The following is a 13,134-nucleotide window of genomic DNA, read 5'->3' on the forward strand; positions in this document are numbered from 1 at the left end:
GAAAGCTGAGTGCTAAGAGAAAATATTATGTCCGAAGAGCTGCTGATTAATATTAGTCCCATGGAATCGCGCGTCGCCGTGTTAGATAACGGGGTGTTGGGCGAGATTTATATCGAGCGTCATCATAAACTGGGCTTGGTCGGCAATATTTATTTGGGCACGGTAGTACGCGTGCTTCCTGGTATGCAAGCGGCTTTTGTCGACATCGGCCAGTCACGCACCGCGTTTTTACATGTCAATGATATGCAGCGCGAACCGCGTCCTGTCAGCGAGAGCAAAAGTAAGACCTCAGAAAATACTGATAACGAACGTCCTGTTATCGAAGCTACCGCTGATGATTTGGCGGTAACGCCACCTGTGGTCAGTGCGCACAGTACTGAGGTTGTAGCCGTTACAAAATCTCTTATCCAGCATCGGCTGCACGAAGGCCAACGCATCTTAGTGCAAGTGACCAAAGACCAGCTCGGTAGCAAGGGCGCGCGTTTAACCACCAATATATCGCTGCCATCACGTTACTTGGTCTATCTGCCATCGAGCGATCATATCGGTATCTCGCAGCGTATTGATGGCGAAGAAGAACGTTCTCGTCTTAAGACTGAACTGGCGAGCCTGATGCAAACGGTCAATCTCAAAGGTGGACTGATTGCGCGTACCGCCGCTGAGCGCGTACCGGTTAATAAACTCGAAGAAGATATTTACTATCTATTGCAGCTCTGGCGCACCATTTGCGCCCGTCGCCAAGAGACAAAACCAAATCAAAGCTCTGAGCTTATTTATCAAGAATTATCACTGCCGCTGCGCTCCATTCGTGACTTGGTGCATGCCGATACCGAAAAAGTGGTGATTGATAACGCGCAAATCTATGAGCAAGTCCGTTACTTTGCCAAAGAGTTTGTGCCTTTCATCTACGACCGTATTGTGCATTATACTGCCGAGCCGTCCTTGTTTGACGTCCACCGTGTCGAGGATGATTTGCGTGATGCCCTAAAACGTCGTGTCGATTTAAAGTCTGGCGGTTATCTGATTATCGATCAAACCGAAGCCATGACCACCATCGATGTCAATACTGGCTCTTTTGTCGGTGGGCGCTCGTTAGAAGATACCGTTTATAAAACCAATTTAGAGGCCACCCACGCTATTGCACGGCAATTACGCCTAAGAAACCTTGGCGGCATTATTATCTTAGATTTTATTGATATGCTTGAGCAGCAGCATAAAGACGATATTTTAGAGAGCCTGCAAGCGCAGCTAGCGCAAGACTACGCCAAAACCAAAATTACCCAAGTCAGTGAGCTTGGGCTGGTTGAAATGACGCGTAAACGTACCCGTGAGTCGCTTGGACAGCAGCTATGTGAACCTTGCTCAACCTGTCAGGGTCGCGGCTTTGTTAAAACGGCCGAAACCGTTTGCTTTGAGATATTTCGCGAGATTATGCGCTGTGCGCGAACTTATAACTCGCCCAAGAAATTCACTGTGGTTGCCCATGCTGCCGTCATTGACTTACTATTGACCACCGAATCAGACACCGTCGCAGATTTAGAGTATCTATTAGGTAGAGTGATTACCTTTGAGGTCGAAAATCTCTATACCCAAGAGCAATATGACATCGTTTTAGATTAATGATAGAGTAAATTTATACCATTATAAAATATCTTAATTGAGGTTTTGATAAGAAAATTATTGATAAAAACGCTTGTTTATAAAGGGGGATATCTCAAAACACCGCCGATATTACTCTTGCAATGAGCGAAATACTATGTATAATACACACCACTGAATTATATATGCGCAGCCAATTAAACAGCTGGCGCTATGACAGCTAGAGCATCGTTTCTAGCACTATTTCATTATGCCTTTGCTGACATCCTATAATGGAAGGGTCGGCGGGGCTTTAAACTATTTTGCTTTTGGCACGCTATAAGTTCCGGTAACGAACTCATTCTGGTTAAGAACAGAAGGCCGCTTAAAGTGAATATTTAACCAAACGGCTTTTGCTCATATCTTTGCAAAGCAAGAATGACAAAAGCACATATTAGGAGCTTGCTGGCATGGCTAACCAGAGAATCCGTATCCGTCTTAAGTCTTTTGATCATCGTCTGATTGATCAATCTGCACAAGAGATCGTTGATACTGCAAAGCGCACCGGTGCGCAAGTTTGTGGTCCTGTACCGTTGCCGACTCGCATTGAGCGCTTCAACGTTCTAACCTCACCACACGTTAATAAAGACGCTCGTGACCAGTACGAAATCCGTACTCACAAGCGTATGGTTGATATCGTTCAGCCTACCGACAAAACTGTGGATGCGCTAATGAAGTTAGACTTAGCGGCGGGTGTTGACGTTCAAATTGCTTTGGGTTAATGCAAAACACACCCAACCCATTAATATAAGATATAAAGAGGTCTAAAATGGCGATCGGTTTAGTCGGTAAAAAATGCGGCATGACCCGTATCTTCACTGAAGCAGGCGAATCTATTCCTGTTACAGTGGTTGAGGTCCATGCTAACCGCATTACTCAAGTAAAAAATACTGATGTAGATGGCTATCAAGCCATTCAAGTTACCACAGGTACTCGTCGTGACAGCCGCGTAACTGCTGCACAGAAAGGTCACTTCGCTAAAGCTGGCGTTGCAGCTGGCCGTGGTGTATGGGAATTTCGTGCCAATGACAGCGATCTTGAAGGTCGTGAAATTGGTGGTGAGATCCTAGCTGACTTGTTCGAACAAGGTCAGATTGTAGATGTCACAGGACAGAGTAAAGGTAAAGGCTTTCAAGGCGGCGTAAAGCGTCACAACTTTAGCATGCAAGATGCCACTCATGGTAACTCAGTGTCTCACCGTGTCCTTGGTTCAACTGGTCAAAACCAGTCACCAGGTAAAGTCTTCAAAGGCAAAAAAATGCCAGGTCAAATGGGTAACAAACGCGTTACCGTTCAGGGCCTAGAAGTGATATCGGTTGATGTTGAAAAAGGGTTACTTGTCATCAAGGGTGCTATCCCAGGTGCCACCGGTGGCGATGTCATCGTACGTCCGTCAGTCAAAGCCTAAGCAAGGGGATTAACGTGGATTTAAAAACAGTTACAGGGGCGGCAGTTGAGCTTTCTGATACGGCTTTCGGTCGTGAATTCAACGAAGCATTAGTGCATCAGGTCGTCACCGCATATCTTGCTGGTGCTCGTCAAGGTACACGCGCTCAGAAAACCCGTGCCGAAGTTTCTGGTGGTGGCATCAAGCCATGGCGCCAAAAAGGTACTGGTCGCGCTCGTGCAGGTTCTATTCGTAGCCCAATCTGGCGTTCAGGTGGTCGTGCATTCGCAGCCAAACCACAAGATTGGTCACAGAAAGTTAACCGCAAAATGTATCGCGGTGCGATGCAGTGCATCCTAGCCGAATTGATTCGCCAAGAGCGTTTGATTTTGGTTGAAGAGCTAAGCGTTTCTGGTCCTAAGACCAAAGAGCTGATTGCAAAGTTAAATGATTTGGGCGCACCTCGTGCACTCATCGTCACCAAAGAAGTTGACGAAAATCTATACTTAGCTGCGCGCAACATCCCACACGTCAATGTACTTGGTACAAACGAAGTGGATCCAGTGAGCTTGATTGCTTTTGATAAAGTAATCATGTCAGTTGAAGCTGCGAAACAATTTGAGGAAGCACTAGCATGAATAACGCAAGACTTTATCAGGTCTTAAGAGGGCCTGTATTCTCAGAAAAATCTCAAATGCTTGGCGACTCACTTGGTGTACAGGTATTTAAAGTTGACTCTAATGCTACTAAGCTTGAAGTCAAAAAAGCGGTTGAGATGATGTTCGAAGGCGTTGAAGTTTTAAAAGTAAACACTTTGAATGTTAAAGGTAAGACAAAGCGTTTTGGTAAAAATATCGGCCGTCGTAATGACTATAAAAAAGCCTACGTTACCTTAAAAGCTGGTCAAGATGTACAAATGGCTGATGCTGGTGAAGAAGTCGCAAACACGACTGCTTCTACTAGTGAAACAGCGAACAACGAATAAGGATTACACTCATGCCTATCGTAAAAGCAAAGCCAACATCACCAGGCCGTCGTTTTGTTGAAAAAGTGGTGCATCCACACCTTTACAAAGGTCGTCCTTTTGCAGCGCTTCTCGAATCAAAAAGTAAGTCAGGTGGTCGTAACAATAATGGTCGCATCACGACTCGTCACGTTGGTGGTGGTCATAAGCAGCATTATCGTATTATCGATTTTAAACGTACTAAAGACAATATCCCAGCTGTGGTTGAGCGTATCGAATACGATCCTAACCGTACTGCACACATTGCTTTACTTAAGTACGCTGACGGCGAACGTCGCTATATCATTGCTGCTAAAAAACAAGCAGTTGGCGATACCGTCATGTCAGGAGAGAACTCTCCAATCCGTCCAGGTAACTGCTTACCACTGAAAAACATCCCATTGGGTACTGTGATACACAATATCGAACTTAAAATCGGTAAAGGTGCACAGCTAGCTCGTTCTGCGGGTGCCAGCGTTCAGCTACTAGGTCGTGACGGTATTTATGCTATTCTACGTCTACGCTCAGGTGAAACTCGCCGCGTACACGTGAATTGCCGTGCTGTTATTGGTGAAGTTTCTAACACTGAAAATAACTTGAAATCACTTGGTAAAGCCGGTGCTTCACGTTGGCGCGGTGTTCGTCCTTCTGTTCGTGGTGTCGCTATGAACCCGGTTGATCACCCACACGGTGGTGGTGAAGGTCGTAACAAAGGTCGCCATCCAACCAGCCCTTGGGGTCAGAAGTCTAAAGGACTTAAAACGCGTCATAATAAGCGTACTGACAGTATGATCATCCGCCGCCGCGCCAAGAAGAAATAAAGGAAGAATTTCATGCCTCGTTCATTGAAAAAAGGTCCATTCATAGACGCGCACTTATTTGCTAAAGTTGAGAATGCATTAGACACCAACTCACGCAAACCAATTAAAACTTGGTCGCGCCGCTCGATGATTTTGCCACAAATGGTTGGCCTAACCTTATCTGTTCACAACGGCCGTACTCACGTACCGGTTATCGTAAGCGAGCAGATGGTTGGTCATAAACTAGGTGAATTTGCCCCGACTCGTACATATCGTGGTCATGGCATTGACAAGAAAGCTAAGAGATAAGGTGCTTACCATGGAAGTAACTGCAAAATTACGCGGTGCCGCCATATCGGCACAAAAAGTTAGACTCGTTGCTGATGAAGTTCGTGGCAAATCTATCGAGCGTGCTTTGGATATCCTAACGTATAGTAATAAAAAAGGCGCTGTTTTCGTTAAGAAATGTCTTGACTCAGCCATCGCCAATGCCGAACACAACAACGGTTTAGATATCGATACTCTTAAAGTATCAACCATCTACGTTGATGAAGGCATTACGCTAAAACGTATCCTACCACGTGCTAAAGGTCGCGCTGATCGTATCAGTAAGCGTACTTGTCACATCACTATAAAGGTAGGAGAATAAGTTATGGGTCAAAAAGTACATCCAATCGGAATTCGTCTTGGTGTTGTCAAAAAGCATAACGCAAACTGGTATGCTAACCCTAAACAATACTCAGAATACCTCATCAACGACATTCAAGTTCGTGAGTATCTACGCAAAAAACTAGACAACGCTATGATCAGCAACATTATGATTGAGCGTCCTACTGGTGCTGCTAAGATTACCATCGCCACTGCGCGTCCTGGTATTGTTATCGGTAAAAAAGGCGAAGATATCGAAAGACTTCAAAAAGAATTGACCAAAATTATGGGCGTACCTGCTCAGGTCAACATTGAAGAAATCACATCACCTGATCTTGATGCACGTTTGGTAGCAGACGGTATCGGCAGCCAGCTTGAGCGCCGTGTTATGTTCCGTCGTGCGATGAAACGCGCCGTACAGAACAGCATGCGTTCTGGTGCTAAAGGTATTAAAGTTGAGCTGTCTGGCCGTCTTGGCGGTGCTGAGATTGCTCGTACTGAATGGTACCGTGAAGGTCGTGTGCCATTGCATACACTCCGCGCTGATATTGACTACGCGTCAATTCGTGCAGAAACCACATACGGCACTATCGGTGTAAAAGTTTGGATTTTCCGTGGCGAAATCCTTGACGGTATGAACAGCGTATATAATCCCGTCAAAGAAGAGCAGACTCGTGCGCCAAAACGCCGTGGTCGTGGAAACGGAAACCGTCGAAACACAGACAGAGGTTAAACTATGTTACAGCCAAAACGTACCAAGTTTCGTAAAATGCACAAAGGTCGTAACACAGGTCTTGCTCACCGTGGAAGCACCGTTGCATTCGGACAAATTGGTCTAAAATCGTTGACTCGTGGTCGTATGACTGCCCGTCAAATTGAAGCAGCACGTCGTACCATCACTCGTAAAATCAAGCGTGGCGGTAAGATTTGGATTCGTGTATTCCCAGACAAACCTATTACCAACAAACCACTAGAAGTACGTATGGGTAAAGGTAAAGGTCCAGTCGAGTATTGGGTATGCGAAATCAAACCTGGTAAAGTGCTATATGAACTCGAAGGGGTTTCAGAAGAACTTGCTCGCGAAGCGTTAACGCTTGCTGCAGCAAAACTGCCCTTTAAAACTACCATTGTTAAGCGGACGATAATGTAATGAAGATCAGTGAATTACGTGATAAATCATTAGAAGAACTGACTCAGTTACTTGATGAAAAGCAACTTGATGCTTTCCGTATTCGTATGGCTAAAGCAACGGGTCAGTTGGGTAACACCCATGAAGTCAGAAGCAATCGTCGCACGATTGCTCAGATTCAGACTTTGATTAACGAGAAACAACGAGGCGACTCATGAGCGATAACAATCAAACAGCTAATGCTAGCGTATTGACAGGACGAGTTGTCAGCGACAAGATGGACAAATCCATCACAGTTTTGATTGAGCGTCTGGTTCGTCATCCTTTGTATGGCAAACAGCTTCGTCGTTCTACAAAAATCAAAGCTCATGATGAAGATAACGTTTGTCAACAAGGCGACCTTGTCCGCATCAAAGAAACGCGTCCAATCTCAAAAACCAAGTCTTGGACTTTGGTTGAAGTGGTTGAAAAAGTAGAAAAAATCTAAGTAAATTGCATTAAAAGCCAGAAGCTGTTAAAATAGCCGCCTTTTTAAGGATGCTGATTGCGCCGAGCGTATATCACTCACATTAAGAGTAGCAGCGGTTATTAATATTAAAATGCCGACTACTCATTCTGTGCTAGCGGCAGCAACTGGTTTTTATTGCTCATACGTGTGGAGTAACGCTATGATTCAGGTTGAATCGATGCTGGAAGTTGCAGACAATAGCGGTGCAAGACGAGTTCAGTGCATTAAAGTACTGGGTGGCTCTCATCGTCGTTATGCATCAGTTGGCGACATTATTAAAGTAACGGTTAAAGAAGCCATTCCGCGTGGTCGTGTTAAAAAAGGCGACGTGATGAATGCTGTAGTTGTACGTACCAAAAAAGGCGTTCGTCGTCCTGATGGTTCAGTTCTGCGTTTTGATGACAATGCTGCGGTATTGTTGAACCAAAACAAAGCACCGATAGCAACTCGTATTTTTGGACCGGTAACTCGTGAACTACGTGGTGATCAGTTTATGAAAATTGTATCACTAGCACCAGAAGTATTGTGAGGTAATCCATGTCAAAATTACGTAAAGGCGATACAGTTATCGTGATTGCTGGGAAAGACAAAGGCAAGCAAGGTACTGTACAAGCTGTAAAAAACGATCGTATTAAAGTTGAAGGCATCAACATTGTCACCAAACATCAGAAGCCAAATCAGGCAACTGGTACTGAAGGTGGCATCGTTAAGCAAGAAGCTTTTTTGCATATCTCAAATGTCGCAATTTTAAATGCGCAAACCCAAAAAGCTGATCGTATTACTTATCAGTTCGGTGAAGACGGCAAGAAACAACGCGTCTATCGTTCGAACGGTGAAGTAGTGGCGACTGCGTAAGACACTAAGGGTGTAATGGTAATGGCAAGATTAAAATCTTTATATAACGAAGAATTAAAGCAACAAATCAAAGAAGAGCTTGGTTTGGCGAACGTGATGCAAGTGCCTAAAATCACTAAAATCACGCTTAATATGGGTGTAGGCGGCGCGTCTCAAGACAAAAAATTGCTTGAAGGTGCTGTAGCTGACATGACCGCTATCGCTGGTCAAAAACCTGTCGTCACCAAAGCGCGCAAATCAGTTGCTGGCTTTAAAATTCGTGAAGAATGGCCAATTGGCTGTAAAGTAACGCTGCGCGGTGAGCAAATGTACGAATTTTTAGATCGTCTCATTGCCATTGCAATTCCTCGTATTCGTGATTTCCGCGGTTTTTCACCTAAAGCCTTTGACGGACGTGGTAACTACTCATTGGGTATCAAAGAACAAATCGTATTCCCAGAAGTAGACTTTGACAAGATTGATCGTATCCGCGGTATGGATGTGACCATCACCACGTCAGCTGGTAATGATGAAGAAGGTCGTGCGTTGCTTAAAGCATTCGGCTTCCCATTTAAATAAGGTAAAGACGTTATGGCAAAGAAGAGCATGATTAACCGCGAATTAAAACGCGAAAAAATGGTTGCTAAATATGCTGAAAAGCGTATTAAGCTAAAAGAAACTATCAGTGATATCAACGCATCAGACGAAGAGCGTATGGAAGCGATGCTAGAGCTACAAGCCCTACCACGCAACGCATCACCAGTACGTCTACGCAACCGTTGTGCTATCACTGGTCGTCCTCACGGTTACTTCCGCAAGTTTGGCTTATCACGCAATATGCTGCGTGAGCGTGTCATGCAAGGCGATGTGCCTGGTGTTCGTAAAGCAAGCTGGTAAGGAGTAACGATATGAGTATGCAAGATACCGTTGGGGATATGCTAACCCGTATTCGTAACGCACAAATGGCTAATAAAGTATCGGTAGCAATGCCGAGCTCTAAACTACGTAAATCAATCGCTGACTTATTAGTAAGCGAAGGTTATGTAGCCAGCGCTGTTGTGACTGAGCAAGAAAATAACAAAGCAACTTTGACCATCGAGTTAAAATACTTCGAAGGCAAAGCGGTTATTGAAACGATCCAACGTTATAGCCGTCCTGGCCTACGCCAGCATCGCGGTAAAGACGCTATCCCTACTGTTAAACAAGGTATGGGTGTTGCTATCGTATCAACCAGCCAAGGTATCATGAGCGATCGTGCTGCACGCGCTGCTGGTATCGGTGGTGAAATCGTTGCATTCGTTGCTTAATTAGCAATCATTGCTATCGGTAACGAGACGATAAAGTCTACTTGATCTTCGTTGGGCACTTATCAATTTTATCATACATATTTTTTAACATTGATAGGTGCCTAATGCAGTCAATTATGCTAAACTAACACGCTTTTTAGCCTGTTAGTTTTTTCGCTAATAAAAGTAAGTTAATTTTTTTAAGGAATATTCCTATGTCTCGTGTGGCTAAAGCCCCAGTAGCACTGCCTAGCGGCGTAAGTGTTACTTTGAACGATCGGCAGGTCGAAGTTAAAGGCAAAAATGGCAATATGTCTTTACGCCTGCATGAATTGGTCGAGCTAAAACAGGAAGATGATGCAATTCTTCTCTCACCTGCAGCCGATTCAAAAGAAGCCATGATGCATACTGGCACCATGCGCTCTTTACTAAACAATTTAGTAATAGGCGTAAATGAAGGTTTTGAAAGACGCCTTCAACTTATTGGTGTTGGTTATCGCGCTCAAGCTACTGGTAATAAAGTAACGCTAAACGTTGGTTACTCACATCCAGTAGAATATACGCTACCTGAAGGTGTATCAGCTGAAACCCCAACGCAAACTGAAATCGTTTTAAAATCAAACGATAAGCAGCAGCTTGGTCAAGCAGCGGCTAATATCCGCGGTTTCCGCCCACCAGAGCCTTATAAAGGTAAAGGTATTCGTTATAGTGACGAGCATGTGATTCGCAAAGAAGCCAAGAAAAAATAAGGTGAGTTGAAATGTTTGATAAAAAAGCAGCTCGTCTACGTCGAGCAAAGAAAACCCGTGCACATATCCGTTTTTTAGGCGTAAATCGCTTAACGGTTAATCGCACCCCAAGACATATTTATGCCCAAATTATCTCTCCAAACGGTGGTGAAGTGATTGCTCAGGCATCTACCTTAGACAGCAGCTTACGTTCAGGTGCAACTGGTAACGTTGATGCAGCGACGTCTGTGGGCCAATTGATCGCAGAACGCGCAAAAGCAGCTGGTATTACTAAAGTTGCCTTTGACCGTAGTGGTTTTAAATATCATGGTCGAGTAAAAGCTTTAGCTGAAGCTGCTCGCGAAAACGGATTGGAGTTTTAATCATGGCTAGAAATGATAAAAATGATAAAAATGAACAGACTGACGGTCTAGTAGAACGCTTAGTTACCGTTGATCGCGTTGCAAAAGTGGTTAAAGGTGGTCGTATTTTCTCATTTACTGCGCTAACCGTAGTGGGTGATGGCAATGGCCGTGTTGGTTTTGGTCGTGGTAAAGCACGTGAAGTGCCAGCTGCTATCCAAAAAGCACTTGAAGCTGCTAAGCGCAACATGATTACTGTTGAGCTTGATGGTGCAACATTGTTCCATCCGATCAAAGCACGTCATGGTGCTAGTAAAGTCTACATGCAGCCTGCATCTGAAGGTACTGGCGTAATCGCTGGTGGCGCAATGCGTGCAGTATTAGAAGTTGCTGGTGTTAAAGACGTTTTAACGAAATCTCATGGTTCTACCAACACGGCAAACGTTGTACGTGCAACATTTAACGGTTTACGTGATATGTCAACTCCAGAAAAGATGGCAGCAAAACGTGGTAAATCTGTAGACGAAATCTTGGGTTAACTTAGAAACTAGGTGAGTTACGATGAAAAAAATGAAAGTCACTCAATTTAAATCGGGTGCCCATCGCCTCAAGAGCCACAAAGCGAGCTTGAAAGGATTGGGTTTACGCCGTATTGGTCATACTGTTGAAGTAGAAGATACTCCTTCAACCCGTGGTATGGTCAATCGCGTCAACTACATGGTAAAAGTGGAGGAAGCGTAATGGGACTTAGATTAAATGAATTATCACCAGGTGTTGGCGCTAAGAAAACTGCCCAACGTCGTGGTCGTGGTATCGGTTCAGGTCTTGGCAAAACTGGTGGTCGCGGTGTAAAAGGTCAGAAATCTCGTTCAGGTTCTAGCATTCGCTCAGGGTTTGAAGGTGGTCAAATGCCTTTATATCGTCGCCTACCAAAATTTGGCTTCACCAGTAAAATGGCAATGACGACTGCTGAAGTTCGTCTGTCTGAATTGAACAAAGTCGAAGGCGATGTGGTTAGCATTGAAACACTAAAAGCTGCTAATGTTATCCGTCATGACATGAAACGCGTTCGTATTATGTTGTCAGGCGAAGTCACTAAAGCTTATACTTTTAAAGGTATCAAAGTGACTAAAGGCGCCAAGCAAGCAATCGAAGCTGCTGGTGGTAGCATCGAGGAGTAGTAACGTGTCAAAACAATCAATGTCATCGACTGGTATACCGCTCAATCCATTTGCCTTTATACGTAAGTATGATGAATTATGGACGCGTTTATTATTCTTAATCGGCGCATTGATTGTTTATCGTTTAGGGTCACATATTCCAGTACCGGGTATCAATCCGGTTAACTTGGCTGATCTGTTTTCGCGCAACGAAAATACCATTTTGAGCATGTTTAACATGTTCTCAGGTGGTGCACTAGAACGTATGTCCATCATGGCACTTGGCATCATGCCATATATTTCAGCATCTATTATCGTTCAGATGATGTCGGCGGTATTGCCATCGCTTGAAGCCCTCAAAAAAGAAGGCGAAGCGGGACGACGTAAGCTAAACAAGTACACCCGTCAAGGGACACTTGGATTAGCACTAGTACAGTCATTAGGAATGTGTGCTGGCCTTATCAGTCAGAATCTTACCTTATCTACTGGTTTGACTTTTTATATTCCAGCGGTTACCTCATTGGTAGCTGGCGCTATGTTCCTAATGTGGCTTGGTGAGCAAATTACAGAACGCGGCGTGGGTAATGGTATCTCAATGCTCATCTTTGCGAGTATTGTGGCTGGTACGCCAGGTATGATTTCGCAGTCTATCGAACAGGTCAATCAAGGGCAGATGAACTTGATTGTACTTTTTATCTTTGTATTGCTAGGCATCGCGGTGACTGCCGGTATCGTTTATATTGAACGAGCGCAGCGCCGTGTCCCAGTAAACTATGCGCAGAAGCAACAACAAGGTCGCAAAATTTATGCTCAGCAGCAGTCGCATTTGCCGCTTAAGCTAAATATGGCAGGGGTTATTCCCGCTATTTTTGCCAGCTCGTTATTGTTGTTTCCAGCAAGTTTAGGACAATGGGTTGGTCAATCGGCTGATCCTACTTTTACACAAAAGATATTACAAAATATGGCATTGGTGTTGTCTCCAGGGCAGCCGCTGTATTTGGTTCTGTTTGGCGCAATGATTATTTTCTTCTGTTACTTTTACACGGCATTGGTATTTAGTCCGCGTGAAGTTGCTGAAAACCTTAAACGTAGTGGTGCGTATATCCCAGGTATTCGCCCCGGACAACAAACTCAGCGTTACCTTGATCATGTATTAAACCGACTGACCTTTATTGGCGCGATGTATATGACGGTTATTTGTTTAATGCCAATGGTCGTGCAGTCATCGTTTGGTGTGCCGTTTCAACTTGGTGGTACGTCATTACTGATTATGGTGGTTGTGGTAATGGACTTCATTTCGCAAATCCAAGCGCATTTGATGACCCATCAATATCATGATCAGACGTTAATTCAATCGCCCACTCAACCTTAAATGAGCGGTACGATATCTCAAAGGAGTATGCTATGAAAGTTCAAGCATCAGTTAAGAAGATTTGTGGTAGCTGTAAAGTTGTGCGCCGTAAAGGCCGTGTACATGTTATTTGTACCGCAGAACCTCGCCACAAGCAACGTCAAGGTTAATGTTTTAAAGACATAAAGCGTCACGCTTATTGGTTTTATAAAATTAATACTTGAAAAATAACGGCGGATGCGATATCATCCGCCACTTGCCGTAGTTTATGCAAAATCTTTTATAAAATGGTCAATGAAG

23 protein-coding genes and 1 pseudogene are annotated in these 13,134 nt (G+C 44.3%); all 24 read left to right on the top strand.

Annotated features, from left to right (window positions below):
* Positions 1-27 precede the first annotated feature (27 nt).
* The 24 genes and pseudogenes from JMX70_RS11490 to rpmJ all read left to right on the top strand — a co-directional run bounded on the left by JMX70_RS11490 (position 28) and on the right by rpmJ (position 13,004).
* Positions 28-1,620: an Rne/Rng family ribonuclease gene (locus JMX70_RS11490; protein ID WP_201592269.1), complete on the top strand. Its 1,593-nt coding sequence runs from the start codon at positions 28-30 to the stop codon at positions 1,618-1,620.
* A gap of 428 nt (positions 1,621-2,048) precedes the next feature.
* Positions 2,049-2,360, top strand: a complete 312-nt coding sequence (gene rpsJ / locus JMX70_RS11495; protein WP_010196670.1) for a 30S ribosomal protein S10 — start codon at positions 2,049-2,051, stop codon at positions 2,358-2,360.
* Between the two features lie 47 nt (positions 2,361-2,407).
* A complete protein-coding gene (rplC, locus tag JMX70_RS11500) occupies positions 2,408-3,046 on the top strand; it encodes a 50S ribosomal protein L3 (RefSeq protein ID WP_068408481.1) in 639 nt (212 codons plus the stop codon).
* Between the two features lie 14 nt (positions 3,047-3,060).
* Complete coding sequence (gene rplD, locus JMX70_RS11505; protein WP_068408479.1) at positions 3,061-3,663, top strand: 50S ribosomal protein L4; 603 nt, start codon at positions 3,061-3,063, stop codon at positions 3,661-3,663.
* A complete protein-coding gene (gene rplW / locus JMX70_RS11510) occupies positions 3,660-4,010 on the top strand; it encodes a 50S ribosomal protein L23 (RefSeq protein WP_068408477.1) in 351 nt (116 codons plus the stop codon). The genes rplD and rplW overlap by 4 nt, the downstream gene beginning before the upstream one ends.
* Before the next feature lie 11 nt (positions 4,011-4,021).
* Positions 4,022-4,849 (top strand): 50S ribosomal protein L2, encoded by an 828-nt coding sequence (gene rplB, locus JMX70_RS11515; RefSeq protein WP_068408475.1) that lies wholly within the window; start codon positions 4,022-4,024, stop codon positions 4,847-4,849.
* 12 nt (positions 4,850-4,861) lie between these two features.
* A complete protein-coding gene (gene rpsS / locus JMX70_RS11520; protein WP_010196682.1) occupies positions 4,862-5,137 on the top strand; it encodes a 30S ribosomal protein S19 in 276 nt (91 codons plus the stop codon).
* 10 nt (positions 5,138-5,147) lie between these two features.
* Positions 5,148-5,477, top strand: a complete 330-nt coding sequence (rplV, locus tag JMX70_RS11525; RefSeq protein ID WP_068408473.1) for a 50S ribosomal protein L22 — start codon at positions 5,148-5,150, stop codon at positions 5,475-5,477.
* Positions 5,478-5,480: 3 nt separating this feature from the next.
* Positions 5,481-6,315: pseudogene (rpsC, locus tag JMX70_RS11530) on the top strand (30S ribosomal protein S3).
* Positions 6,213-6,626, top strand: a complete 414-nt coding sequence (gene rplP, locus JMX70_RS11535) for a 50S ribosomal protein L16 (RefSeq protein WP_068034608.1) — start codon at positions 6,213-6,215, stop codon at positions 6,624-6,626. Before rpsC ends, rplP begins: the two are co-directional and overlap by 103 nt.
* Positions 6,626-6,823: a 50S ribosomal protein L29 gene (rpmC, locus tag JMX70_RS11540; RefSeq protein WP_068408469.1), complete on the top strand. Its 198-nt coding sequence runs from the start codon at positions 6,626-6,628 to the stop codon at positions 6,821-6,823. Before rplP ends, rpmC begins: the two co-directional genes overlap by 1 nt.
* On the top strand, positions 6,820-7,092 hold the full coding sequence (gene rpsQ / locus JMX70_RS11545; RefSeq protein ID WP_068408467.1) for a 30S ribosomal protein S17: 273 nt from the start codon (positions 6,820-6,822) through the stop codon (positions 7,090-7,092). Before rpmC ends, rpsQ begins: the two co-directional genes overlap by 4 nt.
* A gap of 181 nt (positions 7,093-7,273) precedes the next feature.
* Positions 7,274-7,642, top strand: a complete 369-nt coding sequence (gene rplN, locus JMX70_RS11550; RefSeq protein WP_010196702.1) for a 50S ribosomal protein L14 — start codon at positions 7,274-7,276, stop codon at positions 7,640-7,642.
* Between the two features lie 8 nt (positions 7,643-7,650).
* Positions 7,651-7,968 carry a 50S ribosomal protein L24 gene (rplX, locus tag JMX70_RS11555; protein ID WP_068408465.1) on the top strand — a complete coding sequence of 106 codons (318 nt, stop codon included), beginning with the start codon at positions 7,651-7,653 and terminating at the stop codon, positions 7,966-7,968.
* A 21-nt stretch (positions 7,969-7,989) separates the two neighbouring features.
* Positions 7,990-8,526: a 50S ribosomal protein L5 gene (rplE, locus tag JMX70_RS11560; RefSeq protein ID WP_068408463.1), complete on the top strand. Its 537-nt coding sequence runs from the start codon at positions 7,990-7,992 to the stop codon at positions 8,524-8,526.
* Positions 8,527-8,538: 12 nt separating this feature from the next.
* On the top strand, positions 8,539-8,844 hold the full coding sequence (rpsN, locus tag JMX70_RS11565; RefSeq protein WP_068408462.1) for a 30S ribosomal protein S14: 306 nt from the start codon (positions 8,539-8,541) through the stop codon (positions 8,842-8,844).
* 11 nt (positions 8,845-8,855) lie between these two features.
* Positions 8,856-9,254 (top strand): 30S ribosomal protein S8, encoded by a 399-nt coding sequence (rpsH, locus tag JMX70_RS11570; protein WP_068408460.1) that lies wholly within the window; start codon positions 8,856-8,858, stop codon positions 9,252-9,254.
* Between the two features lie 194 nt (positions 9,255-9,448).
* Positions 9,449-9,982 (top strand): 50S ribosomal protein L6, encoded by a 534-nt coding sequence (gene rplF / locus JMX70_RS11575; RefSeq protein ID WP_068408459.1) that lies wholly within the window; start codon positions 9,449-9,451, stop codon positions 9,980-9,982.
* A gap of 11 nt (positions 9,983-9,993) precedes the next feature.
* The gene (rplR, locus tag JMX70_RS11580; RefSeq protein WP_068408457.1) at positions 9,994-10,344 is read left to right on the top strand and encodes a 50S ribosomal protein L18; all 351 of its coding nucleotides are present in this window, start codon (positions 9,994-9,996) and stop codon (positions 10,342-10,344) included.
* Between the two features lie 2 nt (positions 10,345-10,346).
* A complete protein-coding gene (rpsE, locus tag JMX70_RS11585) occupies positions 10,347-10,862 on the top strand; it encodes a 30S ribosomal protein S5 (protein ID WP_068408455.1) in 516 nt (171 codons plus the stop codon).
* A 22-nt stretch (positions 10,863-10,884) separates the two neighbouring features.
* Positions 10,885-11,064: a 50S ribosomal protein L30 gene (gene rpmD, locus JMX70_RS11590; protein WP_068408453.1), complete on the top strand. Its 180-nt coding sequence runs from the start codon at positions 10,885-10,887 to the stop codon at positions 11,062-11,064.
* On the top strand, positions 11,064-11,504 hold the full coding sequence (gene rplO / locus JMX70_RS11595) for a 50S ribosomal protein L15 (protein WP_068408451.1): 441 nt from the start codon (positions 11,064-11,066) through the stop codon (positions 11,502-11,504). The genes rpmD and rplO overlap by 1 nt, the downstream gene beginning before the upstream one ends.
* A 19-nt stretch (positions 11,505-11,523) precedes the next feature.
* Entirely contained in the window at positions 11,524-12,855 is a 1,332-nt protein-coding gene (secY, locus tag JMX70_RS11600; protein WP_180952577.1) for a preprotein translocase subunit SecY, read from the top strand.
* A gap of 32 nt (positions 12,856-12,887) precedes the next feature.
* A complete protein-coding gene (rpmJ, locus tag JMX70_RS11605; protein ID WP_011279805.1) occupies positions 12,888-13,004 on the top strand; it encodes a 50S ribosomal protein L36 in 117 nt (38 codons plus the stop codon).
* Positions 13,005-13,134 lie beyond the last annotated feature (130 nt).

It is taken from the genome of Psychrobacter pulmonis (genome assembly GCF_904846465.1).
Taxonomy (GTDB): Bacteria; Pseudomonadota; Gammaproteobacteria; order Pseudomonadales; family Moraxellaceae; genus Psychrobacter; species Psychrobacter faecalis.

Coding starts and splice junctions, on each gene's coding strand:
- rpmD (WP_068408453.1), top strand. CDS start 10,885: ATGAAAAAAATGAAAGTCACTCAATTTAAATCGGGTGCCCATCGCCTC.
- JMX70_RS11490 (WP_201592269.1), top strand. CDS start 28: ATGTCCGAAGAGCTGCTGATTAATATTAGTCCCATGGAATCGCGCGTC.
- rpsN (WP_068408462.1), top strand. CDS start 8,539: ATGGCAAAGAAGAGCATGATTAACCGCGAATTAAAACGCGAAAAAATG.
- rplP (WP_068034608.1), top strand. CDS start 6,213: ATGTTACAGCCAAAACGTACCAAGTTTCGTAAAATGCACAAAGGTCGT.
- rplC (WP_068408481.1), top strand. CDS start 2,408: ATGGCGATCGGTTTAGTCGGTAAAAAATGCGGCATGACCCGTATCTTC.
- rpsE (WP_068408455.1), top strand. CDS start 10,347: ATGGCTAGAAATGATAAAAATGATAAAAATGAACAGACTGACGGTCTA.
- rplN (WP_010196702.1), top strand. CDS start 7,274: ATGATTCAGGTTGAATCGATGCTGGAAGTTGCAGACAATAGCGGTGCA.
- rpmC (WP_068408469.1), top strand. CDS start 6,626: ATGAAGATCAGTGAATTACGTGATAAATCATTAGAAGAACTGACTCAG.
- rpsQ (WP_068408467.1), top strand. CDS start 6,820: ATGAGCGATAACAATCAAACAGCTAATGCTAGCGTATTGACAGGACGA.
- rplV (WP_068408473.1), top strand. CDS start 5,148: ATGGAAGTAACTGCAAAATTACGCGGTGCCGCCATATCGGCACAAAAA.
- rplB (WP_068408475.1), top strand. CDS start 4,022: ATGCCTATCGTAAAAGCAAAGCCAACATCACCAGGCCGTCGTTTTGTT.
- rpsJ (WP_010196670.1), top strand. CDS start 2,049: ATGGCTAACCAGAGAATCCGTATCCGTCTTAAGTCTTTTGATCATCGT.
- rplF (WP_068408459.1), top strand. CDS start 9,449: ATGTCTCGTGTGGCTAAAGCCCCAGTAGCACTGCCTAGCGGCGTAAGT.
- rplX (WP_068408465.1), top strand. CDS start 7,651: ATGTCAAAATTACGTAAAGGCGATACAGTTATCGTGATTGCTGGGAAA.
- rpmJ (WP_011279805.1), top strand. CDS start 12,888: ATGAAAGTTCAAGCATCAGTTAAGAAGATTTGTGGTAGCTGTAAAGTT.
- rpsH (WP_068408460.1), top strand. CDS start 8,856: ATGAGTATGCAAGATACCGTTGGGGATATGCTAACCCGTATTCGTAAC.
- rpsS (WP_010196682.1), top strand. CDS start 4,862: ATGCCTCGTTCATTGAAAAAAGGTCCATTCATAGACGCGCACTTATTT.
- rplR (WP_068408457.1), top strand. CDS start 9,994: ATGTTTGATAAAAAAGCAGCTCGTCTACGTCGAGCAAAGAAAACCCGT.
- rplO (WP_068408451.1), top strand. CDS start 11,064: ATGGGACTTAGATTAAATGAATTATCACCAGGTGTTGGCGCTAAGAAA.
- secY (WP_180952577.1), top strand. CDS start 11,524: ATGTCATCGACTGGTATACCGCTCAATCCATTTGCCTTTATACGTAAG.
- rplW (WP_068408477.1), top strand. CDS start 3,660: ATGAATAACGCAAGACTTTATCAGGTCTTAAGAGGGCCTGTATTCTCA.
- rplE (WP_068408463.1), top strand. CDS start 7,990: ATGGCAAGATTAAAATCTTTATATAACGAAGAATTAAAGCAACAAATC.